The 23,136-nt window shown below is 65.9% G+C and carries 25 protein-coding genes; 12 read left to right on the forward strand and 13 right to left on the reverse strand.

The features are described 5' to 3' along the window. Positions 1 to 140 precede the first annotated feature (140 nt). Positions 141 to 1,010, reverse strand: coding sequence for a Rho termination factor N-terminal domain-containing protein (locus FDW84_RS08365; RefSeq protein ID WP_171046724.1), 870 nt, complete (start codon positions 1,008 to 1,010; stop codon positions 141 to 143). A gap of 358 nt (positions 1,011 to 1,368) precedes the next feature. On the opposite strand from FDW84_RS08365, the gene FDW84_RS08370 reads away from it, so the two are divergent. Beyond that, a complete protein-coding gene (locus tag FDW84_RS08370) occupies positions 1,369 to 1,572 on the forward strand; it encodes a cold-shock protein (RefSeq protein WP_009372930.1) in 204 nt (67 codons plus the stop codon). A gap of 134 nt (positions 1,573 to 1,706) precedes the next feature. Here FDW84_RS08370 and FDW84_RS08375 read toward each other — a convergent pair whose 3' ends face one another. Further along, a complete protein-coding gene (locus FDW84_RS08375) occupies positions 1,707 to 2,441 on the reverse strand; it encodes a FadR/GntR family transcriptional regulator (RefSeq protein WP_138608424.1) in 735 nt (244 codons plus the stop codon). Positions 2,442 to 2,632: 191 nt separating this feature from the next. On the opposite strand from FDW84_RS08375, the gene FDW84_RS08380 reads away from it, so the two are divergent. Further along, positions 2,633 to 3,178, forward strand: coding sequence for a gluconokinase (locus tag FDW84_RS08380; protein WP_138608426.1), 546 nt, complete (start codon positions 2,633 to 2,635; stop codon positions 3,176 to 3,178). Between the two features lie 42 nt (positions 3,179 to 3,220). Continuing rightward, positions 3,221 to 4,624 (forward strand): GntP family permease, encoded by a 1,404-nt coding sequence (locus FDW84_RS08385; protein ID WP_138608428.1) that lies wholly within the window; start codon positions 3,221 to 3,223, stop codon positions 4,622 to 4,624. A gap of 79 nt (positions 4,625 to 4,703) precedes the next feature. Here FDW84_RS08385 and FDW84_RS08390 read toward each other — a convergent pair whose 3' ends face one another. Next, positions 4,704 to 6,287 carry an alkaline phosphatase D family protein gene (locus FDW84_RS08390; RefSeq protein WP_138608430.1) on the reverse strand — a complete coding sequence of 528 codons (1,584 nt, stop codon included), beginning with the start codon at positions 6,285 to 6,287 and terminating at the stop codon, positions 4,704 to 4,706. Positions 6,288 to 6,375: 88 nt separating this feature from the next. Next, positions 6,376 to 6,762 carry a TfoX/Sxy family protein gene (locus FDW84_RS08395; protein ID WP_138608432.1) on the reverse strand — a complete coding sequence of 129 codons (387 nt, stop codon included), beginning with the start codon at positions 6,760 to 6,762 and terminating at the stop codon, positions 6,376 to 6,378. A 146-nt stretch (positions 6,763 to 6,908) separates the two neighbouring features. On the opposite strand from FDW84_RS08395, the gene FDW84_RS08400 reads away from it, so the two are divergent. After that, positions 6,909 to 7,733 (forward strand): SDR family NAD(P)-dependent oxidoreductase, encoded by an 825-nt coding sequence (locus tag FDW84_RS08400; protein WP_138608434.1) that lies wholly within the window; start codon positions 6,909 to 6,911, stop codon positions 7,731 to 7,733. Between the two features lie 59 nt (positions 7,734 to 7,792). On the opposite strand, the gene FDW84_RS08405 is transcribed toward FDW84_RS08400, so the two are convergent. Beyond that, entirely contained in the window at positions 7,793 to 9,202 is a 1,410-nt protein-coding gene (locus FDW84_RS08405) for an aminotransferase-like domain-containing protein (RefSeq protein WP_138608436.1), read from the reverse strand. Between FDW84_RS08405 and FDW84_RS08410 the strand changes: the two genes are divergently transcribed. After that, positions 9,201 to 10,136, forward strand: coding sequence for a DMT family transporter (locus tag FDW84_RS08410; RefSeq protein WP_138608438.1), 936 nt, complete (start codon positions 9,201 to 9,203; stop codon positions 10,134 to 10,136). The genes FDW84_RS08405 and FDW84_RS08410 overlap by 2 nt on opposite strands. Before the next feature lie 22 nt (positions 10,137 to 10,158). After that, positions 10,159 to 10,782: an FMN-binding negative transcriptional regulator gene (locus tag FDW84_RS08415; protein ID WP_138608440.1), complete on the forward strand. Its 624-nt coding sequence runs from the start codon at positions 10,159 to 10,161 to the stop codon at positions 10,780 to 10,782. A 27-nt stretch (positions 10,783 to 10,809) separates the two neighbouring features. Here the strand turns inward: FDW84_RS08415 and rlmC are convergent, their stop codons facing one another. Beyond that, positions 10,810 to 11,937 (reverse strand): 23S rRNA (uracil(747)-C(5))-methyltransferase RlmC, encoded by a 1,128-nt coding sequence (gene rlmC, locus FDW84_RS08420; protein WP_138608442.1) that lies wholly within the window; start codon positions 11,935 to 11,937, stop codon positions 10,810 to 10,812. A gap of 271 nt (positions 11,938 to 12,208) precedes the next feature. Between rlmC and FDW84_RS08425 the strand changes: the two genes are divergently transcribed. Together FDW84_RS08425 and FDW84_RS08430 are read left to right on the forward strand one after the other, a co-directional pair. Continuing rightward, a complete protein-coding gene (locus tag FDW84_RS08425) occupies positions 12,209 to 13,654 on the forward strand; it encodes an amino acid permease (RefSeq protein ID WP_138608444.1) in 1,446 nt (481 codons plus the stop codon). Positions 13,655 to 13,800: 146 nt separating this feature from the next. Further along, the gene (locus FDW84_RS08430; RefSeq protein WP_138608644.1) at positions 13,801 to 14,592 is read left to right on the forward strand and encodes an IclR family transcriptional regulator; all 792 of its coding nucleotides are present in this window, start codon (positions 13,801 to 13,803) and stop codon (positions 14,590 to 14,592) included. A gap of 3 nt (positions 14,593 to 14,595) precedes the next feature. On the opposite strand, the gene FDW84_RS08435 is transcribed toward FDW84_RS08430, so the two are convergent. The 3 genes from FDW84_RS08435 to FDW84_RS08445 form a co-directional block, all read right to left on the reverse strand. After that, entirely contained in the window at positions 14,596 to 15,363 is a 768-nt protein-coding gene (locus tag FDW84_RS08435; RefSeq protein WP_138608446.1) for an IclR family transcriptional regulator, read from the reverse strand. A gap of 158 nt (positions 15,364 to 15,521) precedes the next feature. Beyond that, positions 15,522 to 16,280 (reverse strand): cyclase family protein, encoded by a 759-nt coding sequence (locus FDW84_RS08440; protein WP_171046725.1) that lies wholly within the window; start codon positions 16,278 to 16,280, stop codon positions 15,522 to 15,524. Continuing rightward, entirely contained in the window at positions 16,277 to 16,723 is a 447-nt protein-coding gene (locus FDW84_RS08445; protein ID WP_138608448.1) for a hypothetical protein, read from the reverse strand. Before FDW84_RS08445 ends, FDW84_RS08440 begins: the two co-directional genes overlap by 4 nt. Before the next feature lie 98 nt (positions 16,724 to 16,821). On the opposite strand from FDW84_RS08445, the gene mmuM reads away from it, so the two are divergent. Further along, on the forward strand, positions 16,822 to 17,787 hold the full coding sequence (gene mmuM, locus FDW84_RS08450; RefSeq protein WP_138608450.1) for a homocysteine S-methyltransferase: 966 nt from the start codon (positions 16,822 to 16,824) through the stop codon (positions 17,785 to 17,787). A 51-nt stretch (positions 17,788 to 17,838) separates the two neighbouring features. Here the strand turns inward: mmuM and FDW84_RS08455 are convergent, their stop codons facing one another. Beyond that, on the reverse strand, positions 17,839 to 18,051 hold the full coding sequence (locus tag FDW84_RS08455; RefSeq protein WP_138608452.1) for a hypothetical protein: 213 nt from the start codon (positions 18,049 to 18,051) through the stop codon (positions 17,839 to 17,841). A gap of 112 nt (positions 18,052 to 18,163) precedes the next feature. Between FDW84_RS08455 and FDW84_RS08460 the strand changes: the two genes are divergently transcribed. Continuing rightward, entirely contained in the window at positions 18,164 to 18,658 is a 495-nt protein-coding gene (locus tag FDW84_RS08460; protein ID WP_205754738.1) for a hypothetical protein, read from the forward strand. 28 nt (positions 18,659 to 18,686) lie between these two features. Here FDW84_RS08460 and FDW84_RS08465 read toward each other — a convergent pair whose 3' ends face one another. Continuing rightward, positions 18,687 to 19,238 carry a dihydrofolate reductase family protein gene (locus tag FDW84_RS08465; RefSeq protein ID WP_138608454.1) on the reverse strand — a complete coding sequence of 184 codons (552 nt, stop codon included), beginning with the start codon at positions 19,236 to 19,238 and terminating at the stop codon, positions 18,687 to 18,689. Between the two features lie 233 nt (positions 19,239 to 19,471). On the opposite strand from FDW84_RS08465, the gene FDW84_RS08470 reads away from it, so the two are divergent. Then, complete coding sequence (locus tag FDW84_RS08470; RefSeq protein WP_138608456.1) at positions 19,472 to 19,939, forward strand: hypothetical protein; 468 nt, start codon at positions 19,472 to 19,474, stop codon at positions 19,937 to 19,939. A 422-nt stretch (positions 19,940 to 20,361) separates the two neighbouring features. Here the strand turns inward: FDW84_RS08470 and FDW84_RS08475 are convergent, their stop codons facing one another. Next, entirely contained in the window at positions 20,362 to 20,631 is a 270-nt protein-coding gene (locus FDW84_RS08475; RefSeq protein WP_013600240.1) for a GlsB/YeaQ/YmgE family stress response membrane protein, read from the reverse strand. A 222-nt stretch (positions 20,632 to 20,853) separates the two neighbouring features. On the opposite strand from FDW84_RS08475, the gene FDW84_RS08480 reads away from it, so the two are divergent. Further along, complete coding sequence (locus FDW84_RS08480; RefSeq protein WP_138608458.1) at positions 20,854 to 21,720, forward strand: HAD hydrolase family protein; 867 nt, start codon at positions 20,854 to 20,856, stop codon at positions 21,718 to 21,720. A gap of 15 nt (positions 21,721 to 21,735) precedes the next feature. Here FDW84_RS08480 and FDW84_RS08485 read toward each other — a convergent pair whose 3' ends face one another. Then, on the reverse strand, positions 21,736 to 23,127 hold the full coding sequence (locus tag FDW84_RS08485; protein ID WP_138608650.1) for a UDP-glucose dehydrogenase family protein: 1,392 nt from the start codon (positions 23,125 to 23,127) through the stop codon (positions 21,736 to 21,738). Positions 23,128 to 23,136: the final 9 nt, after the last annotated feature.

A 23,136-nucleotide genomic window follows, 5' to 3' on the forward strand; every position in this document is an offset into this window, starting at 1 on the left:
GCGATATGTGTTTTATGAATCAGCGCTTTACCTGCCAACCCAAAGGGTTATGACAGCGATTCGGCCCTTATTGCATTCCGGATGGGTGTATTTGTAAAAGTTTTTTATCAGGAGCCTCCACGGCCCCGCCCGCGGTGCCCTCAGGCGTCTTCGCGTTCCGGGTTTTCCAGCCGGAAGAAGTTGGACTGGCTGCCGTCGGTGCGCTGTTCCTGATAGATGAAATTGAGGCGGCGGAGATCAAAGGTGTTGAACCACTCCTCCCAGCTGACATGCCGAAGGTTGCTGTCGTCGCCGCCGAAATCAAAGCGCAGGACGCCCAGGTGGTCGTCATGTTCAGTGCCCTCGACCGTGGCCGGAACACCGCCGCGCTCTTCAGCCCACTGCCTGATGACCTCGTGATGGGTTGTTGCCAGGCTCCGGCCTTCCCGCTCTGGCTCGTCCTCCGTGGAGGTGACCTCCTGGGAGTACTTCAACGATTTGGATGAGGCATCGCCGTACCGGATTTTGCCGCCCTCGGGGCCGGCGCCCAAGTCGCCCTCTTCGGAGCCATCGCCTTCGTCCTGGCCGCCCCCGTCGTCGCCGTGGGACCGGGCATTCGCAACCTCCTTCACCAACTCCTCCTTGCGCATGCCGGAGGCCCCGGGGATCTTTTCGTCCTTGGCCTCCTGCCGGAGCTCGTCCACCTTCATCCGGCGCAGCTCGGTTTCACTCACGTCGGGGGTGTTCGGTGTCTGGTTGCCGGGCCTGTCGTTGGGTTTGTTCTTGCCGCCGTCACGGGTGGTACCCGTTTCCTCCCGGCCAGAGGCGGCCTCTTCATCCTTGCTGCGCCCATCGACGTGGGACCGGGCATTCGCAACCTCCTTCACCAACTCCTCCTTGCGCATGCCGGAGGTTCCCTCAATGTTCTCGTTCCGGGCCTCCTGGCGGAGCTCGTCCACCTTCATCCTGCGCAGTTCGGTTTCACTGACATCGGGGGTGTTCGGTGTCTGGTTGCCGGGCTTGTCACTCATGGCCATTCCTCTTTTCGCGGGTTCGGGAAAATAATAAGGCTGCTTACTTTTCTAGCCCGTGCCAATCGTGCCGTCAAGCGTTCCCGCCGGCCCGCCCCGCTTCTGAGTTGCGAAGTGCCCGGCAGGTTTCGGCGTTCCGCCGCGGCACCAGCGCGAATCAGCGCCACGATTCAGCCGTGGTAAACGGTGCCTCGAATCTCCTGTAGTGTGGACCCTGTTGTTGTGTTTATGCAGTTGGTAGTTCAGGCAGTACTCGCGGTCGAAAGTCCGCGTTCTTCTGAAGTAGCGGTTTGAACATCTCACGCCGGAGGGCCCGAGAGTCGGAACTTTCCCTCCACCTTCACGAAGGACAAAAATAATGGCTACTGGTACCGTCAAATGGTTTAACGCTGAAAAGGGCTTCGGCTTCATTTCCCCCGATGACTCTTCACAGGATGTTTTCGCGCACTACTCCGCGATCAACTCCAACGGCTTCCGCTCACTGGAAGAGAACCAGAAGGTTTCCTTCGACACCGAGCAGGGCCCCAAGGGTCCCCAGGCCACCAACATCCAGGCTCTCTAATTCCTTAGAGAATCCGGGGCCTATGGGTTTCGAATTTTGAGCAGGGCCGGTCAGTTAAGCTGACCGGCCCTGCTTTTGTTAACCCGCGCGTGCTGCCCCGCTGCGTCAGGGCGGTTGCTGTCGGAAGACGCCGGTCAGTGCAGCCCCATTGCCTCCCGAACTTCATCCAGAATGTGGTGCATCGCCCGCTCGGCCACCGCTGTGTCGCCGCGCGCCACCGCAGCTGCGACGTCCTCGTGCGCCTGAAGCGCCTCGCTCCGCGGCTTGAACGGCATCAGCCCCTGCCTGGTCCGGCTGGTCAGCACCTCGGCCACCATCTCCTCCAAGGCGCGGAACATTTCATTGCCGCAGCTCCTAAGCAGCAGCTGGTGGAACTCGATATCGGCCGCAAGAAACGCCTGGAGATCCCCGGCCTCGCCCAAACGGCGCAACTCCGCCCCAAGGGCAACCAGCTGCGAGCGTTCGGAGGCACTTGCGCGCCGGGCGGCGCCGGCTGCGGCAATGGGTTCGACGGCGATGCGCAGCTCGGTCAGGCTGCTGTACTGCTCGGCGCGGCGCTCGGAGGCCAGCCTCCAGCGGACAAGCTTGGGGTCGTAGACGTTCCAAAGGGACGGTTCCTGCACCACGATGCCAACCCGGCGCCGTGAATAAACCAGGTTCATGGACTCCAGGACCTTCATGGTGTCCCGCGCCACCGTCCGTGAAATCTTGTACTCCTGCTGCAGCCCCTCGAGGGTGAGCCGGCTGCCCGGGGCAAGGCTCCCGGAAGCAATGGCTACGCCCACCGCCTCGAGAACGCGCTCATGCATGGCGGGGGAGGCCCCGCCGTCGTGCGTGTCATCCGCACCTTCTGCTGTCCCCGTCGACATCCTGCCCGCCTTTCTCTGCGCCGCAGCGCCCCTCCAGAATACCGGGGAAACAGCGAAAGGTATGACTTACGATTCGAATAGGTAGTATCAAATCTGACAAAAGGTGGTACCTTATGGCGTAGCCCACTTCATGACGGGCCACGCAGCGCGCTTCTTCGAAAGCCAAAGACGTCTTCTCCGGAGGTATGAACATGCAGTATCCACCCACGCATCTTGTGGTGATGGGCGTTGCCGGATCCGGCAAATCCACCTTGGCCGCCGCGCTGGCGGAGAGGACGGGCTGGGCCTGCGCCGAAGCCGACGAGTTCCACCCGGCAGCGAACATCGCCAAAATGAGCCAGGGCATCCCGCTGCAGGACGAGGACCGCTGGCCGTGGCTCCGTCAAATCCGCGACTGGATGACCGCCCAGGCCAAAGCCGGCTGCAGCACGGTCCTGACCTGCTCGGCCCTGAAGAGGAGTTACCGCCGGTTGCTGTCCGAAGCCGAAGGCCGCGTCCTCTTCCTTCACCTCGACGGCGGCGCGGACCTGATCAGCCAGCGCATGCAGGGCCGCGAAGGCCATTTCATGCCGCCCACTTTGCTGCCCAGCCAGCTGGCCGCCCTTGAGCCCCTCAGCCAGGAAGAACTCGACGCCGGCAGCCTCCGTCTCGACATCTCGCGCTCACCGGAGGAACTCGTCGCCGCCGTCGTGCAGGCTCTGAACCTTCCCACCGGACAGGCGCCCTGCGCCTCCTGAGTCCCCAAACCCCAACAAAAAGTTCTGTTTCAAAGGAGAACCATGACCATCGAAGGATGGACCCAAACGCTGGGAGCAGGTCCCCTGCTGCTCATAGCAGCGGCCGCGATCGTCGTCCTGCTGTTCCTCATCATCAAGCTGCGCGTGCATGCCCTGGTTGCACTGATCATTGTCAGCCTTGCCACGGCCTTCGCCACCGGTATCCCCGCCAACCAGGTGGTCCCGGTGCTGATCAACGGCTTCGGCACCACCCTCGGAACTGTTGCCCTGCTGGTGGGTCTTGGCGCCATGCTCGGCCGCATCGTGGAAACCAGCGGCGGCGCCAAGGTGCTGGCCGACTACCTCATCGGCGTCTTCGGTGAAAAGCGCGCCCCCTTCGCGCTGGGCCTCGCCTCGCTGATCTTCGGCTTCCCCATCTTCTTCGACGCCGGCCTGGTGGTCATGCTGCCCGTCGTCTTCGCCGTCGCCCACCGCCTGGGCGGGGGAGTGCTCCGCTACGGCCTGCCTGCCGCCGGCGCGTTCTCCGTGATGCACATCTTCCTGCCGCCGCACCCTGGCCCGGTGTCCGCCTCCGCGTTCTTTGACGCCAACATCGGCCTGGTCACCATCGCTGGCCTCCTCGTGGCCATCCCCACCTGGTACGTCACCGCCTACCTCTACGGCCTCTACACGGGCAAGAAGCTGGTCCTGCCCGTGCCGGAGCTCCTGGGCCACGCCACCGCCGAAGCAGAAGCACACCCGCCGCGCTTCCGCACCATCGTGTGGCTGCTGCTCCTGCCGCTGGTCCTGATCTTCATGAACACCGGCCTGAACACCCTGGCCACGTCCGGCGTCCTGCCGGAAGGCGTCAAGGACGAGCAGTGGTACCAGGTCCTGCGCACCATCGGTGAGACCCCGGTTGCCCTGCTGATTGCCGTGCTCGTGGCAATGTTCGTGCTGGGCGCCAAGCGCGGCAAGGATGCCGGGGCGCTGGAGAAGCTGCTCGAATCCTCCCTCGGCCCGGTCTGCTCGGTCATCCTGATTACCGGCGCCGGCGGCATGTTCGGCGGCGTGCTCCGCACCTCCGGCATCGGCCAGGCCCTGGCCGACGTCCTGGGCAACCTGGGCATCCCGCTGATCCTGGCCGGCTTCCTGATCTCCTCCATCCTGCGCGTTGCGCAGGGCTCCGCCACGGTGGCACTGACCACCACCGCCGGACTCATTGCGCCGGCTGTGGCCACCGCGGGACTGAACGGCATGCAGGTGGCGGCCATGGTCCTGGCCGTCGCGGCCGGCTCCGTCGTGGTCTCCCACGTCAACGACTCAGGCTTCTGGCTGGTGGGCCGCTTCTTCGGCATGGACGTGAAGACCACGCTGAAGACCTGGACCGTGATGGAAACCCTTATCGGCGTCATGGGCTTCGCCATCGCCGCGGTGATCTTCCTGCTGGCCGGACTGGCAGGCTAGTACAGCCAGCTACCCGCGCAAGCAGCGCCAGGTGCCGTTTAACCACGGCACCTGGCGCTGTTCCCTTTAAGGGCCCGCCTTACGCCTGCAGGCCAGGAACTCCGTCCTGGATCGTGAAGGACGCCTTCGTGCTCACGGGGGCGCCCGGCGTCGTGACGTAGTCCAGCGTCCGGAAGTCCGCCGTCATCGCGTCCCTGGTGATCTTGGTGTTCACGTAGCCGCGGTTATCGTTGTAGAACTTCAGGTGCGGGTTCCAGGCCATGACCGGGTCAGTGGTGGAGCCGGTGCCGTTGCCGGTGGAGGTGATGGACGTGCACACCAGCTCCGAGCCCACCACCGGCGAGGCCGGGTCCTTGTAGTCAACCTTCAGGTCATTGGCCCAGTTGCGGTGCACGTCGCCGGTGAGGACGACGGCGTTGCGCACCTTCGCGTCCATCCAGCCCTGCGTGATGCGGCGGCGGGAGGCGGCATACCCGTCCCAGCCGTCCATGGAAACGTCGTCGATCTCCGGGGCGACACTGCGGTCCCGCTCGGCGAAGAACACCTGCTGGCCCAGGATGTCCCAGCGCTGGGTGGAGTTCCGGAAGCCGTCCAGCAGCCACTTTTCCTGCTCGGCGCCGGTGATGGTCCGGTTCTCCGCCAGGCGCTCGGCCACGTTCTTCTTCCAGCCGTCCCCGGCGAGCTGGTCGTCGCGGTACTGCCGGGTGTCCATCATATGGAAATTGGCCAGCTGGCCCCACTGTATGGTGCGGTAAATCTTCATATCGAACCCGGCAGGCACCGACGACCTGCGCAGCGGCATGTTCTCGTAGTAGGCCTGGAAGGCGGCGGCGCGGCGCTGCCGGAACCGCTCCGTGGTGTCATTGAGCTGGTTCGCGTCCCGGTTCTCCGGAATCTCGTCGGCCCAGTTGTTGTCCACCTCGTGGTCGTCCCACACCACCAGCCACGGCGCCACCGCGTGCGCTGCCTGCAGGTCGGCGTCGGACTTGTACTGGGCGTGCCGCTGCCGGTACCCCTCAAGCGTGACGGTCTCGGGGCCCTGGTGGTCGCGCGGGTTGCCGCCGCCGATCACGTAGCTGTCCTTCTTGTACTCGTACAGGTAGTCGCCCAGGTGCAGCACGAGGTCCGGGTGGTCCTCCGCCAGGCGGGTGTAGGCGGTGAAGTAGCCGTGCTCGTACTGGGAGCAGCTGGCGAACGCCATGGCCAGCGCAGCCGGGGTCTCATGCGGCGCCGGCGCGGTAAGCGTGCGGCCCACAGCGCTCAGGTGCTTGCCCGTGCGGAACCGGTAGAAGTATTCGCGGCCCGGCTTGAGGCCCTTAAGCTCGACGTGCACGGAGTGCGCGGTGTCAATCCGGGCGTGCTCGACGCCGCGGGCTACTACCGTGCGCATGCTGGCGTCCTCGGCTACTTCCCACGCGACGGCAACGTTGCGGGAGGGCATGCCGCCCAGGCCGTCCCCGGCCAGCGGATCCAGCGCCAGGCGCGTCCAGATCACGAAGCCGTCCGGCCACGGCTCACCGGAGGCGATGCCGAGCATGAAGGGATCAGTGCGGAGGCCGGCGTCGTCAGCTGTTGAAACAGCGGCGGCGGCACTGGGCAGGGCGGCGACGAGGCCGGCTCCGAGGCCGGCGGAAATAAGGGATCTGCGTGAGATGTTGTCCATGCCCCCGACGGTAGGGAGGCCGGTTGGACAGGTGCTGAGGGCGATATGAATACGTGGTTAACTACGTGACAAGAGCTGTGTTGACGGGCTACTGCTTGGCCTTACGTGCTGGAGCGGTCTTCGGCTCCTTGGGCGGCAGGCCCGCCACATAATCGAAGGCCTTGCGGATCCACGCCTTCGCCCGGGCATCGTCGCCGTCGCCTTCCTCGTTCCAGATGTCCGGCAACCCGGTGTAGTCGCCCATCGGCCGATCGGCCGGGCCGAAGGGCACCGTCCGCTCGCTTTCCTCGAGCTGCTGCTTGTCCGCGGGTGAAAGCTTGACGCCGATGACGGACCCAAACAGCCCGGCGAACATGTTGCCGTTCACGAAAGCCCCGAGGTTCCCGAACATCGGCTTGACCACGGCACCCGGACCGCCGGGCACCAGGGACCGGAAACGCTCCTTGTCCTCGTCTGACGCTTTGGGCATGTCCATCGGTTGTTCCTCATTTCCGGCGGGGGCAGGTGTGTGCAGGATATGCCCTGCCAGGTGCGCTGGGGAACACCGTCCAGGCCGCCGTCGTTGTGCCGTTAGGCAGTGCGCCCAGCCGGGCACCGAAATCCCCAACCAAAGGACACTCCTTGACGCCTCGCACGATCGTGATCACCGGAGCCAGCGACGGCATTGGCGCAGCAGCCGCCCGGGCGCTGGCCAGGGCGGGGGAGCAGGTGGTCGTGGTCGGCCGGTCCGCGGAGAAGAGCCGGGCCATCGCCAAGGAACTGGACGCGGACTACTTTGTCAGCGACTTCTCCGAGCTTGCACAGGTCCGCACCCTCGCTGCCCACCTGAAGTCCGACTACCCGCGCATCGATGTCCTCGCCAACAATGCGGGCGGCATCATGGGCAGGCGCACCGTTACCGCCGACGGCAACGAGTCAACGTTCCAGATCAACCACCTGGCGCCGTTCCTGCTCACCACGCTGCTGATGGACACCCTGGTCTCCAGCAGTGCCAAGGTCATCAACACCTCCAGCGGCGCCAACAGCTTCGGCAAACTGAACCTCTGGGACCTCAACTCCGAACACGGCTACTCCACCAACCGTGCGTACGGCACCGGCAAGCTGGCCAACATCCTCTTCACCTCTGAGCTGCATCGCCGCTTCGGCGAAAAGGGCATCACGACGGCGGCGTTCCACCCTGGCGTGGTCCGGACCAACTTCGCCGCGGAGTCCACCAGTCCGTTCCGGCACGCCTACACAACACTGCTGAACCGCTTCATGCTCACCCCGGACCACGGCGCCGACACCCTGCTGTGGCTGGTCAACGGCACGGCGGGCAAGGACTGGATCTCGGGCGCCTACTACTACAAGCGCGCCCTGGCCAAGGCCAACGCCCAGGCCTACGACGCCGGGCTGGCCCGCGGCCTGTGGGAGAAGAGCGAAGAGCTGGTCCGCGTATCCGCCTAGTGCTGGGCCGGCTCATCCGAGCTCTCCTCCACAACGGGAATGCGCGACTAATAAAGGCGTCAGCCCTGCTTAACCAGCGACTCGCCGATGACCCGGGCTCCTTCCGGGTAGGCGGCGGGGTTGGGACCGGAGTAGTTGAGGCGGACGTAGGGGCCGGCGGGTTCGGCGGGGAACCATTCGGTGCCGGCGGCGATGATCACCCCGTTCTCCTCACAGTCCCGCATCAGCCGCGGCAGATCCGTCCCGTCCGGCATGCGCAGCCACAGGTTCAACCCGCCTTTGGGCAGCAGGTCGATGTGTGCCTGGGGGACATGTTCGCGGATGCTGGTGACCAGCAGGTCCCGCCGCGACTGCAGCTGCTGGCGCAGGCCGCGCAGGTGCGTCTGCCATCCCGGCTGGGTCACCACATCCAGCGCCGCTGCCTGCAGCAGCCCGCTCACGTACATGGACTCCGCCGCGCGCTGGGCCAGGATGCGTTCCCGCGCCGGACCGCGGGAAATGACAGCGGCAATCCGGATGGCCGTGGAAACGCTCTTGGTCAGCGACCGGATGTAGACCACGTGTCCGGAATCATCACGCGTCGCCACCGGCAAAGGATCAGAGGTGATGCCGAAATCGTGGGCCCAGTCATCCTCGACCACAAAGGCCCCGTACCGGCGGACAACGTCCAGCACCTCCCCGCCCCGTCCGGTAGGCCATTGCGCACCGGTGGGGTTGGCGTAGTTGGGTTGCGCATAGAACGCCCGGGCTCCGGTTTCCTCAAAGGCACGGGCCAAATCAGCGAGGTCCGGGCCGTCCGGGCCGCTCGGCACCGGCACCACCCGGACACCGGTCTGCGCGGCGGCAAGGATGGCGCCCCAGTAGGTGGGCGATTCCATCAGCAGCGGCTGGCCTGCGCCAACCAGTGCACGAAAAATCGAACTGAGTCCGCTCTGGCTTCCGGGCAGCACGATCACGTCGCTGGGCGCCGGCGGAATGACGCCGGCAGGGGTGGCTGAACCAAGTTCGTGGGCAAACCACTGCTGCAGCTCGGGCATCCCGGCGGCGGGCGGACGGGACAATGCAGCATCACCCCGGGCGGCGCGGGTAAGTGCTCCCCGGACCAGACGCTCCGGCAGCAGTTCCCGGTCCGGGTACCCGGAATGGAACGGGATGACCTGGTTGGGGACATTGCGCATGGTCCCGGAGGCGGAGGGAAGGGCCGACGGCGGTGTCCCCAGCGCCGCGGTCTGCCAGCCGTAGTCAGCGGGCCGCGCCGTCCGGACACCCCGGACGAAGGTTCCCACGCCGGGGCGGCTCTCGATGAGCCCCTGTGCGGTCAGGGTCTGCAATGCCTTCTGCACCGTCACGGGGCTGGCCTGGTACTCCGAAACCAGCGACCGTGTGGAGGGTAGCCTGGCACCCGGAGCAGCTCCGGAAATCCACTGCTTCAGTGCCAGAACGATCCGCGAACTGCTATCGTTATTCATGAGAGAACATAGTAGCGCTACTGTTGCCATTCGCCCAGTGGTACTGCCCCGGACCTCCACCGGGATTTGGTGGGGACTGCTCGGGGTGGCGGCCTTCTCGTTCACGGTCCCGTTCACACGGGTGGCCGTCGCCGGACTGTCGCCCTTGTTCATCGGTTCCGGCCGCGCTGTGGTGGCAGGGGTCCTCGCGGCGGCCGCGCTCGCACTAACCCGGCAGCGGCTTCCCCAGCCCCGCGTCTGGGTGAGACTGGCGCTGGTGGCCGGAGGCGTCGTCGTCGGCTTCCCGCTGCTCACCTCCTACGCCCTAACCGCCGTTCCCGCCGGGCACGGTGCCGTGGTCATCGCGCTGCTGCCGGCAGCCACTGCGACGGCGGCGGTGCTGCGCAGCCGTGAGCGGCCCCCTGCAGTTTTCTGGGTTGTCATGGTGCTCGGTTCGCTGGCCGCCGTCACCTTCGCCTTCCTGCAGTCCGGCGGATTCGGCCACCTGCACTGGGCGGATCTGCTGCTGCTCGGTGCCGTGGTGTGCGCCGCCGTCGGATACGCCGAAGGCGGCCTGCTGGCAAGGGAGCTCGGTTCCTGGCAAACCATCGCCTGGGCGCTGGTCCTTGCCCTGCCGCTGATGTTGGTTCTGGCGTGTTTTTCGGCGGCCAGTCACCCGCCGTCAGCTACGCCGGTCCAGTGGGGCGCCTTCGCCTACCTCGCCGTCGTCAGCATGTTTCTCGGTTTTTTCGCCTGGTACCGGGGCCTGGCCATCGGACCGATACCGCAGGTCAGCCAGATCCAGCTGCTCCAGCCCGTCATGAGCATCTGCTGGGCGGCGCTGCTGCTGGGCGAGGTGCTCAGCTGGGCCACCATGATCGGCGCGCTTGCCGTCATCCTATGCGCCGGTGCCGCTATCCGTGTCCGGCTCAAGCCCGCCCCCGCAAGTTCCTGACAAGCCCCTGGAAAGGACCCTCATGTACATCCCCGCGCACTTCGCCGCCGGCCCGGCCGCCGTCCGGCACCTCCTGGCCAGCCCCGGTGCCGCCAATCTCGTCACCATGACGGACGGCGGCCTTCTTGCCACTTTGCTGCCCTTTGTCTACGAGCCGTCGGTGGGGGAGCACGGCGCGCTGCACGCCCACCTGGCACGGAACAACCCGCAGGCCGGCACCGCAACGATTGGCGAGGCGCTGGCCATCCTCCAGGGTCCGGACGCCTACATCTCGCCGTCCTGGTACCCGTCAAAGGCGCAGCATGGCCGCGTGGTGCCCACCTGGAACTACTCCACCGCGCATGTGTACGGAGAGTTGAGGATCCATGACGACGCCGGCTGGCTGGCCCGGCACGTCCGGCGCCTGACGGACCAGCATGAGGGGGAACGGGAACATCCCTGGTCGGTGGATGACGCACCGGACAAGTTCATCGCGGGCCAGCTGCGGGCCATTGTGGGGGTAGAGCTGGTGATCACCCGGATTGAGGCCAAGGAGAAGCTGAGCCAGAACCGCTCTGCCGATGATGCGGAAGGCGTGGTGAAAGGACTGCGGGCGGAGGGGCAGGAAGCCAGCGCGGCTGCCGTCGAACGCGTCCGCCGTCAGTGAGCGGTCCGGGCACGAATACGAGGTCGCTCAGCCGGCGCGCTCCAGCAGAACCATCACCTCGTAGTGGGTGGTCTGCGGAAACATGTCCAACACCCGGGCCCGCCGGGCGGTGAACGAGGGGAGTGCCGCCAGGTCGCGGGCCAGTGACTGTGCGTTGCAGCTGGAGTAGACCACGTGCTGCACGTCGGACGATTCAAGCCAGCCGCACAGCTCCTTGCCGATGCCACGCCGGGGCGGATTGACGATCACCAGTTCGGGGGACTGTTCCGCGGTGAGCGCGAAGGCTGTGGCGTCGCCGGCCCGGAAATCCATCCGCTGCAGGCCGGCCTCCCCGCTGCTGAGTTTGGCCGAGACGATGGCCTCACTGCTGGTTTCGATGCCGGTTACCGTCCGGGAGGGATCAGCAACGTGCAGAGCAAACCCGCCCACGCCGCAGTAGAGGTCCCAGACCGAGGCCGGCGCCAGTTCGTTGACCCACTCGCGTCCCTGCCGGTACAGGGCAGCAGCCATCTCGGTGTTCGTCTGGAAAAAGCTCTGCGGCCGCAGGTGCAGATCGAGGTTGTTGACCCGCATCCGCAGGGTGGACCGTTCAGTCAGCAGGATCTCCCGGTCACCTTCCAGCACTGCCTTGTGTTCCGGGAGCAGGTTGACGGAGACCACCTTCACCTGCGGCAGGTCAGCCAGGAGCGCGGGGAGGTTTTTTCGGATGCGCGGCACCAGCTGTTCCGACCGCAGGACCAGGCGCAGCATGACCTCACCGTCCGGGGACTCGGTGATGATGACGTGCTTGAGCTCGCCGGTCCGCCGCGGAACATCGTACGGCGTCAGGCGGTGCTGGCGGATGAAGCGGGCCAGCACCGGAAAGCAGGCCAGCAGTCCGGGGGAGCAGACGCCGCACTTGCGCAGGTCCACCCCGCGGCCTTCGGCGTCCAGGATCCCGATCGTCGGGTGCTGCGCGGTTCCGCCGATCACCATCTTGGCCTTGTTGCGGAAGCCGGACTCCCGGCTGGCAGCGGGCGGCAGCCACTCCATCGAGGTGTGGCCGGCGAGGAGTGTCTGGCAATGCAGCTGCTTACCGGCCAGCTGTTCGTCGTAGGGCCTGCCCATGTGGGTGCAGGAACGGCAGCGGCCGGCATCGAAGTAGGAACAGTGCATGACCGCTCAATTCTACCGGGTGCAGGAAACAGGAAACCACGACGACGGCACCTGGCGAGCGCCGCCGTGGTCCGTCCGCCAGCGCAGTGGCCTCAAAAGGCAAGCTGCCGCGGAAAGTAACAAGCGTGCAATATAAGCATCAATAGATGCCTTTGATGATCGGTAGTTCGGGCCGCGTGCTACTTTCAGCTCTGGAGTGCGCACTTCTTCGACTCAGCGAGTCGCGCGCATCGCATTAACTGACCCAGACTGACCCTCATTGGAGACGCCCGTGGAACCAACAACACCGCTCACGCTGGATGAGCAGTCGGACTTGCAGCCGAGGACGCCGCAACCGGCGGAATCCGGGCTTCGCCGCTCCATGGGGCCGCGCCATCTGGTGATGATCGCCATGGGCGGCGTTATCGGTTCGGGCCTGTTCCTCAGCTCGGGCTACACCATCTCCCAGGCAGGGCCCCTGGGCGCGGTGCTCGCGTACCTCGTGGGCGCGTTCGTGGTCTATCTGGTGATGGCCTGCCTTGGCGAACTCGCCGTCGCCTACCCGGTATCCGGCGCGTTCCACATCTACGCCGCCCGCTCCATTGGCCCGGCCACCGGATTCGCCACAGCCTGGCTGTACTGGCTCTGCTGGGCGGTGGCCATCGGCTCGGAGTTCACCGCGTCCGGGCTGCTGATGCAGCGCTGGTTCCCCGACGTTGAGGTGTGGGTCTGGTGCCTGGTCTTTGCCGCTGTCCTGTTCGGCTTCAACGCGGTCTCCTCGAAATTCTTCGGTGAGTCCGAGTTCTGGTTCGCCATTGTGAAGGTGGCGGCGATAATCGGCCTCATCGTCCTCGGCGGGGCCGCCCTGTTCGGCTTCCACCCGCTCAGCAGCGGCGGGAGCCACCCGTTCCTGTTCGAGAACTTCGCCACTGAATCAGGCCTTTTCCCCAACGGCTTCACCGGCGTCCTGGTCACCGTGCTGGCGGTTTTTTACGCCTTCTCCGGCTCCGAACTGATCGGCGTGGCAGCCGGCGAAACCAAGGACCCCGCAACCAGCATCCCCAAGGCCCTGCGCACCACCGTCCTCCGCCTGCTCATCTTCTTCGTCGGCGCTATCGCGGTGATCGCCGCCACCATTCCCTACAGCGAGGTGGGCCTGGACGAGAGCCCGTTCGTCACGGTGTTCTCCGCCATCGGCATTCCCTTCGCCGCCGACATCATGAACTTCGTCATCATCACCGCCCTCCTCTCCGCCGGGAACAGCGGCCTCTTCTCCTGCGCCCGCATGCTCTACTCCCTGGCAGAGGAGGGCCACGCGCCCCGCGCCTTCAAGAAGCTGACGCGCCGGGGAATCCCCCTGGTCGCTCTCTCCGTCAGCATGGTGGGCGGCCTTGCATCCCTGATCAGCAGCGTGGTTGCCCCCGAAACGGTCTACCTGGTCCTGGTGTCCGTGGCCGGCTTCGCCGTGGTGGGCGTGTGGATGTCCATCACCGCCTCGCACTTTTTCCACCGCCGCACCTTTATCCGGAACGGCGGCGACCTGTCAGCCCTCGCCTACAAGGCCCCGCTGTTCCCGCTGGTCCCCATCCTTGCATTCTCGCTGTGCGTCGTGTCCCTGGTCGGCATCGCCCTCGACTCCACCCAGGCCGCCGCGCTCTACTTCGGCATCCCTTTCGTGGCCGCCTGCTACATCTGGTTCCACTTCCGGCACGGACGCAAGGCAGTGCCGGCCAAGTAACGCGGACGACGGCGGCCGTGGCAGGTGCGGGGGGCACCTTCCCGGACGGTCGCCGTCGTTCTTTCCAGAAACTCTTCCTGCCCTTCCGAGGGGGAGGGGGCGTGGAAGAATGGGGCGTGGTTTCCGGCCGGGAGGGGCAAGTGAGCGTGGAGTCGTCTGCAGAGGCGTCGTCGATGGCGCAAGGGCTGCGGATCGTGCGGCTGGTGGCCGACCGGGAAAAACGGGGCGGCCAGCTGCTGGGAGTCTCCCAGATCGCCGCCGAGCTGCACCTGGAGCAGAGCCGCGTTTCCCGGCTGACGCAGGAACTGTGCGGCCTGGGACTGCTTGAGCGTGTGGACCGGGGACCGTTCCGGACCGGCCAGCGCTTTTTCACCCTGGCGGCTGCACTCAACACCGGCTGGGTCCGGGAAGCCAGGACCGAGCTTGAGTCCCTCGTGGCTTCGCTCGGGCTGCGGGCAAGGCTTTCCGTCCGGGACGGCTTCCGCGTGACACTCCTTCGGGCCTCCAGCAACGACGCCGTTCCCGGCAGCTTCGTGAAGCCCGGAATGGTGACGCCGGTATGGTGCACCGGGGCCGGGCGGGCCCTGCTGTGGGACTTTGACCGCCCGGCCCTGGACCGCCTGCTGGCCGGCGTCAACTACATCGGCATCGGCGGCCCGGGCGCTGCACATTCAACAGCCCAGGTCTGGGATCTGATGGTGCGTGACAGGGCAGCGGGGTTCATTGCCGCCGATGAGGAATACGAGCATGGGGTGGTGGAGCTCGCGGTGCCCGTGCGGGACGGCGGGGGAGGCGTCCTTGCCTCGCTGAGTATCCTCGGGAGCGGGGCGGACATCGGCGCCGACGCCGGGGCTTTCGCCGACGTGCTGCGCCGATCCGCCGATCGTCTTGGACTCCTTCAGGAAGCTGCTGGTCCTGCCGGCGGCCAGTTCCCCTGACGTTCAGTCCTTCGGAATGTAGCCGAGCCTGGACTCAAGCCACCTGCCCTGCGCCACCAGGGCTGCGGCGCACGCCTCCCGGCGGGGCTCCAACCGGGCCTTGATGCCCACGATCTGCAGCGCCGCCGCCACCTCGCCCTTAAAGTCCCGGATGGGAACTGCCAGGGAGTAGAGCCCCGGCTCGGCTTCCTCGTCAACAATGGAGTAGCCGCGCTTCCGGGCTGCCTCGCGCCGGGCCAGGAAGTCTTCAACGCCTGCTGGCGTGTTAGGGCCATGGCGGACAAACTCGGTGGCTGCGAAGACAGTGCGCACCTCCGCCTCTGATGCTTCCCAGAGCACTGCCTGCCCTGCGTCACTGCAGTAGGCAGGGTAGGGCCGGCCCAGCCAGGAGCCCACAAGGTTGCTGCTGGGCGGAACGCTCTCGCCGATGGTCACCGTGCTGTCGGCATGCAGCACGCCAAGGAAACAGGCCTCATCTGTTTCCCTGGCAAGGGTTTCAAGGGCCGTGGCCCCATCGGACTGCAGCCGGCGCTCGGTCAGCAACTGGGCATCAGTCAGGAGGGACCAGCCCAGGCTGTACTTCCGCTGGGAGGTCCGGGCCAGGAATCCTTCCTGCTCAGCGCTGCGCAGGTTGCGCGACACCTGGCTGCGGTCCTTGCCCAGCTCTGTGGCGATGTCCGCCACCGTACCGCCGGAAAATCCGGCCTCGTGGCGCCAACCTACAGCGAGTAGGGCCATGATTCCGCGGCCCATGCTGGAGGTCTTCGACATGGGGTTGAGTCTAGTGGAGCCGTTTCCCTGCTCGGGCAGCGCCCCGCATTCGCCGGAACAGTGCCGGGACGCTGGTTTCTTCCGGCTACTGAGCGCTCTTGCCGCGACTGCGCTGCAGACGGCTGCGGGGCAAAGCTGGCGCCCGGGGAAGCTTTCGCTCAGCAGATGGCAAAGACCCGCGCCGGGAAACCGCTCCCGCCCTCGGGCTTCGGCCAGGTTGCCACGAGGGCCGCCCCGGCTTCGGGAAGACTGTCCAGGTTTGCCAGCAGTTCAATCTGCCAGCGGTCCTGCCCCAGGACGTAGGTTTCGAGGCTGAAGTCCTGGCGGGAGGTGGCACGTCCAGGGTCGGTGTCCGTCTGTTCATGGCCCACCGCCGCAACCTGCCGCTCCTTGATAAGGAACTGCAGCACGTCCAAGGACCAGCCGGGGGTGCGGCTTACGCCGTCGGCGTCCCTGTTTGCCATGGCTGCCGGATCCGGCCATCTGCTGCTCCAGCCAGTGCGCAAGGCCACGAAGGCGCTTTCGGGGATAACGCCGTTCCGGTGCTCCCAGTCCTGCACGTCCCGGAGGGTGGGCGTGGCGTCATGGTCCTCTGCTACCCGCGCAGTGATGTCCAGGACCACCAGGGGGAGGATCATCTCGCTGACATGGATCTGGTCCAGTGTCCTGCCGCCCTTGATGAAGTGGGAGGGCGGGTCAACATGCGTTCCCCATTGGCCCACGATCGAATACCGGTGGGCAGTGAAACCGTCACCTTGTTCCAAAGAGAACAATGCTTCCCGCACCTCATTGGGAAAGGCCGGAAAGTGCGGCTGTCCGGGGTGGAAGGCATGCGTCAGATCAATGAATTGCCTGCCCGCAAGGGCTGTGCGCAGGTGCTCCCACAGGGACAAGGTGCCGATGGTGATTTCGGTCATGCTGCTGCTCCCTCTGGGGCTGATGACGGTGGGCTTGTTAAAACACTGATGGGGCCGCCAAGTTCAATGACCGGCACTTCCCAGGGATGGATGTCCACGAGCCGCCGCACGAGATACTCAACGGCAGCTTCTTCCAGCGACGCATCAAAGTAGGTAGTGAAAATAAAGGTGGGGGACACCGTCTGTTCGCCCACGCGGCCCAGGGTGGGGTTGGCACCCGGGGCTGTGGTGAATCCTTCGAACCCCAGCCCCGACTCGAACACGTGCTTATAGCTGCCAAAGTCGCCCAGTTCCCCGAACTGGGACAGGGCCTGCAGCAGGGACGCTATTCCAGGGTCAGCACTGACCGCCGCAGCATCACCGGTGGAAAGCCGGGTAAAAGTGGCTCCGCTGATGGGCCAGTGCACGCGCAGCTTGCGTACCCGGTGCAATTGAACGTCCAAGACCTGTCCTCTTTCCTGCCGAACGCGCGGCGGTCGGCAGCCATCGTGACAGAAAGAAACAATCATTACAAGCATATGGAAATGCGTATAGTGACTACATGCCACGCACTGCTTCCCTGTCCCGTCTGTTCGACGCCGACGATCTCGTGATTTCCGACGGCGCCCTGGCCACCGAACTCGAAGCCCGCGGCTGCAACCTGGACGACCCCCTGTGGTCAGCCAAAGTGCTGCTCGAACAGCCCCAGCTGATCCGGGATGTCCACCGTGATTACTTTGGAGCGGGGGCAAAGGTGGCCACCACCGCCAGCTACCAGGCCACTCCTCAAGGGTTCGCGCGGCGGGGGCTGGCGGAAAAGGAGGCGCTGGAACTCGTGGCCATGTCCGTCCGGCTCGCGGACGAGGCCCGGCGCGAACACCTGGCCCGAAACCCGGGCGCCGGTCCCTTGCTCATTGCCGGATCTGTTGGCCCCTACGGCGCCTACCTGGCGGACGGCTCGGAGTACCGGGGCGACTACGATCTGGCTGCCGCAGAATTCGCGGCCTTCCACCGTCCACGCATCGAGGCGCTCGCGGCCGCAGGGGTGGATTTTCTTGCCTTCGAAACACTGCCGTCGTTCGCCGAGGCGGAGGCGCTGCTGGCACTGACCGCGGAGCTGGGCATCGAATCCTGGTTCTCCTTCTCGCTGAAGGACGGCACGCGCATCAGTGACGGCACCCCGCTGGCGGCAGTAGGCGCACTGCTCGGCAGGCAGCCCCGTGTGGCGGCCATCGGCGTTAACTGCGTGCCGCTGCAGCTTGTCACCCCGGCCCTGGAGGCACTGGGTAAAGCAACGGACAAACCCCTGGTGGCCTACCCCAACTCCGGAGAAACCTACGATCCCGTGACCAAAACCTGGGGCGCGGCAAGAACGTCCGCAGCATCCGAAGGACAGGAACGCCCGCAAAACCTTGCGGAGGAATCCACAATTTGGCGGGAACTCGGCGCCCGCATCATCGGCGGCTGCTGCCGGACCACCCCTGGCGACATCGCCGCCGTCGGACGCGTTCTTTCCGCAGCCCCTTAGGCCGGGAACAACAGGAAACAACCGCACAACCGGCACTGCCTTGGGCGGCAGCTAATCCTCGTGTCCCCCGTGCTGTTCGCCTGCCTTCTCCCTGGCTTCCTGCTGGTGCTGTTCCAGCTTCGCCTCCGCATCCCGCCGGCGGTAGCCGATGGCGCGTGCCTGCTCGGGCGTAGGGTGCCGGTGCTCCCGTTCCCACGCGTGGTCATTGACGCCGGTGCTGGGGGCGGCCTCGTCGTCTCCGTGCTCGTGAATGTTGTCATTCATAACCGGATCGTTTCACAGGCCGGCCGAGGAAAGAAGCGCCGTCCGCTGTTTGGCGGAAGCGCGGAGGGGTACGGATGGGCTGTCACCGCCCCCGCAGCAACTGGAGGAAACCGTGCCCCAATCCCGAGGACGAACACTGCTGGCGGCAGCCGCAAGGGGGGCGCTCTGTGGCCTGGCCGGAGTGGCTGTGATGACGGCAGGGGAGAAGGTTGAGCAGGCCCTGACCAAGAGACCCAACTCGTACATTCCGGCGCGGACACTGCTGACGCTGCTGGGGCAACAGCCGGGCGATTCGCAAAAGCCCGTGGTATGGAACCACGTGATGCACTGGGGTACCGGCGCCATCCTAGGCTCCTTGCGGGGAATCTGGGCGGTAACCGGCATCCGTGGTCCTTTGGCCCATGCCAAACATGCGGTGGTCCGCCTCGCGTTCGACCAGACCCTCGAGAACGCCACCGGCGCCGGAGCCCCGCCCACCAGCTGGCCCAGGCAGGAGCAGCTGGTGGACGTGGCCCACAAGGCGCTGTATGCCATGGCCACGGGCCTGGCGGCGGACCGCTGGATCAAGCCTGTGCTGGAGTCCCGGCGCGGGACCGTCAGCCACTAAGGCGTGCACGGCCCAGGACCTCCCGCAGTTACTCCGCGAGCCGGCCGTAGGTGCTGATCACGTTCCCCTTGCTGGTCCGTGACTGGTCTTGGAGTACCAGGCGGGTGGTGGGGTCGCCGTCCTGGAAGAGCCGACGCCCCGTTCCTGCCACCACCGGATGCGTCATCAGCGTCAGCGAATCCAACAGTCCTGTGAACAGCAACTGCCGGGTCACCGAAATGCTGCCGCACACGGCGATCTCGCCGCCGTCACGCTCCTTCAGCTTGGCCACAAATTCCTGCAGTGGCGCGTCCATCAGGCGCGAATTCTGCCATTCCAGTGGTTCGGTGAGCGTCCGGGACGCCACGTGCTTCTCCACAGGGTTGATGAAGGCCGCAAAGTCCTCATCCACCGAGGCATTGGGCCAGTACGCCGACCACTCCTGGTAGCTCACCCGGCCCAGAACCACGGTATCGACGGTGTCCATCATCCGGGTGAGCCCCTCGCCGAGTTCATCGTCGAAGCTGTCGAACTGGAATTTGTAGGGATCTGACACCACACCGTCAACGGAATGGAACAGGCCGGCGGTCACTTTACGCATTAGGAGCCTCCTGGGAATCGAGCGGACAAGCACCAAGGTATGCGGTGGATTCGCCGTGCGGAAGGTCCTGAGCCGTAGAACCACCTGTGCCAAGAGGGGGCAAAAGCGCCCGACGCCGGAGGCCACGTTACGTTCATCACTCGCCGTGGCGTCTTGCAGGGTTTCGCTGAAACTGAGCCCCATACTTGTGGTGAGCGGCTGTTGCCGTCCCCCGGCCAGGCAGGAGGAAGTGCATGGAAACCCTGAAAAAAATCGTGAGCAGCCAGTATTTCCCGGCCGGTGCCGTGCTCACCGCCGTGGTGCTTTTCTGGGCCGTGGGGCTCCTGGGCGGCCTGTCCCTGCTGAACAACAACCAGCCTCCGCTCACCACCCTTACCTGGATGCTGTTCGTCTACGCGGCTGCAGTCCTCACCCCGCTGGCAGGGGCCGTCGCCGCTGCCGACCTGGTCCGGCGCTGGCGCCGCACCCGGGCGGAGGAAGCGGTGCAGGCCATGGACGCAGGCCAAGAGGAACCACAACCGGTGGAAGAACCCCGTGAGGTCGAAGAAGAAACACTGCAGGCACCGCCGGCAGCTGCGGCTGAACCGGAGGTCCCGGCGCAGCCAACGGAGGACGTTCGCACAGGCCAGCCGGCGCCCGCCCCGGAGCCATCACAGCCGAAGAAGCACCCCAAACAGGCAGGACGCAAGCAGGCGGCCTAGCCCCGCACCGCCGTCGGACATTCGTCCTTACCGCCCTTTGAGCCGGCTGAGCGCACGTCCGGTGGTCCCGCCCCAGCAGATCCTCCATCGAGTACCCCGAACAACTTTGCCGCGGCGGCATTGGCCACAGTGATACTGCCGCCCGCTGCAATACCCAGGAGTGCATCGGGGCTGGCGTCCAGGATTGTGCCAAAAGTTTGCAGCACCGGACGTTGCTGCTGCTGCGGCCCCAGGAATCAGTCATTTCCCCAACCCCTGCACATCATAAAGCGCCGATGCGGGAATTGGGCGGGTGATCAGGGCCGGTTTCCTTGAGGGCTGCAAATCCCGGCGTCGGCTGATTTCCACGCCCGCGGGGGAAACGCAGAAAGCGCCGCCCCTGGGGGCGGCGCTTTCTGCGTTTGCGTAAGTGAGCGGTGTTGCTATACCCGGCGATGGCTGCGGTTGGTGATCGCGCCATAAACCAGCAGCACGATGACTGAACCGAGAATTGCCAGCAGCCAAGTGCGGATGTCGAAGAATTCGGCCAGCCCGCCGCCGAATACCAGCGATCCGATCCAGCCGCCCAAGATAGCCCCGACAACGCCGAGGACCAGGGTTACCACCCAGCCTCCGCCTTGGCGGCCCGGCAGGATTGCCTTGGCGATGGCGCCGGCGATCAGGCCCAAAATGAGAAATCCGAGAATGCCCATGTTGTCACTCCTTAATCAGTAAGTTGTGCCGGGCCCCCATTTCCGGTTCCATAATTCAATCAGCGTGCTTACTGCTCTGCAAGAGTTTGAATATCACGGGATGACTGTCAGTTTCCGGTACTAATGTGCCATTTTTAGGTGTCTGCGCGGCACGGCGTTTCGGCAGGCGGAGGCAGCTGTTTGGATAAAATTGGTGTCCCGCAACCAGCAAGGAGCTCCGGCATGTCCAGCCACCAGACCGCCCGGCCGCGTGCCGTCTTCCTCGACATCGACGGTACCTATGCCGACCACGGCCTGGCCCCGGAGGCGCATGTTGAGGCTGTCCGCACGGCGCGCGGCCGCGGGCATCTTGTCTTCGTGTGCACCGGACGCCCGCTGTCCATGGTGCCCGGGCATATCCTTGACGCCGGCTTCGACGGCGTCATCACCGGTGCCGGAGCCCGCGTGGAGCTGGACGGGCAGGTACTCAAGGACACCCGCTTCAGCCCGGACCTGGCTGCCCTGATCGTCGATACCCTGGACAAGCACCACGCGGCCTACATCCTGGAAGCCCCCGAGGCCCTGCACGGCCGCACCGGCGTGGATCAGCGCCTCCGGCAGGTGCTCGGACCTGTTTTTGCCGGCCGCCCGCAGCATGATGGCGTGCTCAGCACGGACGTGGACCCGCTTGAGGACATCCTGGGGCCAATGCAGTACAGCGACGACCTGAGCGGAACCTCCTTTGCCAAGGTCTCCTGCTTCGACTCACCGGTGCCGCTGACGCAGCTCATGGACACCTTCGGCCCGGAGGTGGGGCTCATCCCCAGCTCGCTTTCGGCACTGGGTGACCGTGCCGGCGAGATCTTCATGGCAGGGACGCACAAGGGGGTGGGCATCCAGGTGGTGGAGGCGCATCTTGGGCTGGACCGGAAGGACATTGTGGCCATCGGCGACAGTGCCAATGACATTGAGATGCTCGAGTATGCGGGGATAGGCATCGCCGTGGAAGGCGGGCATCCCGCAGTGCTGGCCGTGGCGGACCGGTTGACACCGGGCCCGGCGGGCAACGGCGTGGCGCTCGCGTTTGCCGAGCTGGGCCTCCTGGGCTGAGCTTGTGGACCGTGGTCAGCGGGCGGCTGGCTCAGCAGTGGCGGCGCCGGTAACCGCCTGAGGCATGGCCTGTCCCGTTCCCAGACCGCGCACCAGCCAGCCGTGGCTGCGCCAGGCGGCAGCGTCCAGCACGTTGCGCGCGTCCAGCACCACCCGCCGTCGTACCATCCCGGCCGCAGCGGCGGGGGAGAGGCAGCGGTATTCGTCCCACTCCGTCAGCAGCAGCACCAGTTCGGCGCCCTCCAGCGCCCGCTCCGTGCCGGACTCGAACCGCAGGCCGGGGTAGCGGCGCCAGGCGTGGTTCACGGCCTTGGGATCCGTCACCGTGACGTGGGCGCCCGCTGCGGCAAGCCGGTCGGCGACGTCCAGGGCAGGAGAGTCGCGGATGTCGTCGGTATCCGGTTTGAAAGACGCTCCCAGCACTGTGATGGAGCGGCCTGAGACGGTGCCGCCGCAAAGCTCCGCGGCCAGGTTCACAGTCCGCTCGCGCTGGCCAAGGTTGACCGAATCCACCAGGCGCATCCAGTCATCCACTGCCGTGGCGCCCACGCGCGCGGCCTGGGTGCGGAAGCTGCGGATGTCCTTGGGCAGGCAGCCGCCGCCGAAGCCCAGCCCGGCGTGCAGGTACCGTCCGCCGATCCTCGGGTCCAGTCCCATGGCTTCACTCAACTCCGAGACATCGGCGCCGGAGGCGTCACAGAGTTCCGCCACCGCGTTGATGAAGCTGAGCTTGGTGGCAAGGTACGCGTTGGCCGCGGACTTAATCAGTTCCGCCGTGCTGAAGTTGCACACCAGGCGGGGGATGCCGGCCTGGAGCAACGGCTCATAGACGGCATCCAGCGCTGCCGTCACCCCGAGCGGGGCGCCGGTGCCGGGACTGAAAGCAGCTGCCCGTCCGCCCTCCACTCCATACACCAGCCTGTCCGGCACCAGCGAGTCCTTCACTGCGGTCCCCTGGCGGAGGAACTCGGGATTCCAGCCGAGCAGCACGTCAGGACGTCCGGCGAGCAGGTGCCGGAGCATGTCCACAGTGCCTACGGGCACGGTGGATTTACCCACGACGACGGCGCCCGCCACCAGGTGCGGCAGCAGCGTTTCCAGCGCGGAGACCAGGAAGGTGAGGTCGGCGGCGTCGGACGCTTTATCCTGCGGGGTGCCCACGCACAGGAAGTGCACCTGTGCAGCCTTGGCATCTGCCGCGCTGGTGGAGAAGGTGAGCCGGCCGTTGGTTCGGCCGTCCTGAAGCAGTTCGTCCAGTCCCGGCTCGTGGAACGGGGCCGTACCGCGGGAGAGCTGCTGCACCTTGCCCGGATCGACGTCGATCCCCACCACTGTATGCCCCATGGAGGCGAGGGTGGCCGCATGGACGGCGCCAAGGTACCCGCAGCCAATCGCCGAGATTTTCAGGGCCGGAAC

Origin of the sequence: Pseudarthrobacter sp. NamE5 (assembly GCF_005796225.1) — a bacterium.
Classification (GTDB): domain Bacteria; phylum Actinomycetota; class Actinomycetes; order Actinomycetales; family Micrococcaceae; genus Arthrobacter.

Excerpts from the sequence above, each read along its gene's own strand:
- FDW84_RS08365 (WP_171046724.1), bottom strand. The coding sequence starts at position 1,010 with ATGAGTGACAAGCCCGGCAACCAGACACCGAACACCCCCGATGTCAGT.
- FDW84_RS08370 (WP_009372930.1), top strand. The coding sequence starts at position 1,369 with ATGGCTACTGGTACCGTCAAATGGTTTAACGCTGAAAAGGGCTTCGGC.
- FDW84_RS08375 (WP_138608424.1), bottom strand. The coding sequence starts at position 2,441 with ATGTCGACGGGGACAGCAGAAGGTGCGGATGACACGCACGACGGCGGG.
- FDW84_RS08380 (WP_138608426.1), top strand. The coding sequence starts at position 2,633 with ATGCAGTATCCACCCACGCATCTTGTGGTGATGGGCGTTGCCGGATCC.
- FDW84_RS08385 (WP_138608428.1), top strand. The coding sequence starts at position 3,221 with ATGACCATCGAAGGATGGACCCAAACGCTGGGAGCAGGTCCCCTGCTG.
- FDW84_RS08390 (WP_138608430.1), bottom strand. The coding sequence starts at position 6,287 with ATGGACAACATCTCACGCAGATCCCTTATTTCCGCCGGCCTCGGAGCC.
- FDW84_RS08395 (WP_138608432.1), bottom strand. The coding sequence starts at position 6,762 with ATGGACATGCCCAAAGCGTCAGACGAGGACAAGGAGCGTTTCCGGTCC.
- FDW84_RS08410 (WP_138608438.1), top strand. The coding sequence starts at position 9,201 with ATGAGAGAACATAGTAGCGCTACTGTTGCCATTCGCCCAGTGGTACTG.
- FDW84_RS08405 (WP_138608436.1), bottom strand. The coding sequence starts at position 9,202 with ATGAATAACGATAGCAGTTCGCGGATCGTTCTGGCACTGAAGCAGTGG.
- FDW84_RS08415 (WP_138608440.1), top strand. The coding sequence starts at position 10,159 with ATGTACATCCCCGCGCACTTCGCCGCCGGCCCGGCCGCCGTCCGGCAC.
- rlmC (WP_138608442.1), bottom strand. The coding sequence starts at position 11,937 with ATGCACTGTTCCTACTTCGATGCCGGCCGCTGCCGTTCCTGCACCCAC.
- FDW84_RS08435 (WP_138608446.1), bottom strand. The coding sequence starts at position 15,363 with ATGTCGAAGACCTCCAGCATGGGCCGCGGAATCATGGCCCTACTCGCT.
- FDW84_RS08440 (WP_171046725.1), bottom strand. The coding sequence starts at position 16,280 with ATGACCGAAATCACCATCGGCACCTTGTCCCTGTGGGAGCACCTGCGC.
- mmuM (WP_138608450.1), top strand. The coding sequence starts at position 16,822 with ATGCCACGCACTGCTTCCCTGTCCCGTCTGTTCGACGCCGACGATCTC.
- FDW84_RS08455 (WP_138608452.1), bottom strand. The coding sequence starts at position 18,051 with ATGAATGACAACATTCACGAGCACGGAGACGACGAGGCCGCCCCCAGC.
- FDW84_RS08465 (WP_138608454.1), bottom strand. The coding sequence starts at position 19,238 with ATGCGTAAAGTGACCGCCGGCCTGTTCCATTCCGTTGACGGTGTGGTG.
- FDW84_RS08470 (WP_138608456.1), top strand. The coding sequence starts at position 19,472 with ATGGAAACCCTGAAAAAAATCGTGAGCAGCCAGTATTTCCCGGCCGGT.
- FDW84_RS08475 (WP_013600240.1), bottom strand. The coding sequence starts at position 20,631 with ATGGGCATTCTCGGATTTCTCATTTTGGGCCTGATCGCCGGCGCCATC.
- FDW84_RS08480 (WP_138608458.1), top strand. The coding sequence starts at position 20,854 with ATGTCCAGCCACCAGACCGCCCGGCCGCGTGCCGTCTTCCTCGACATC.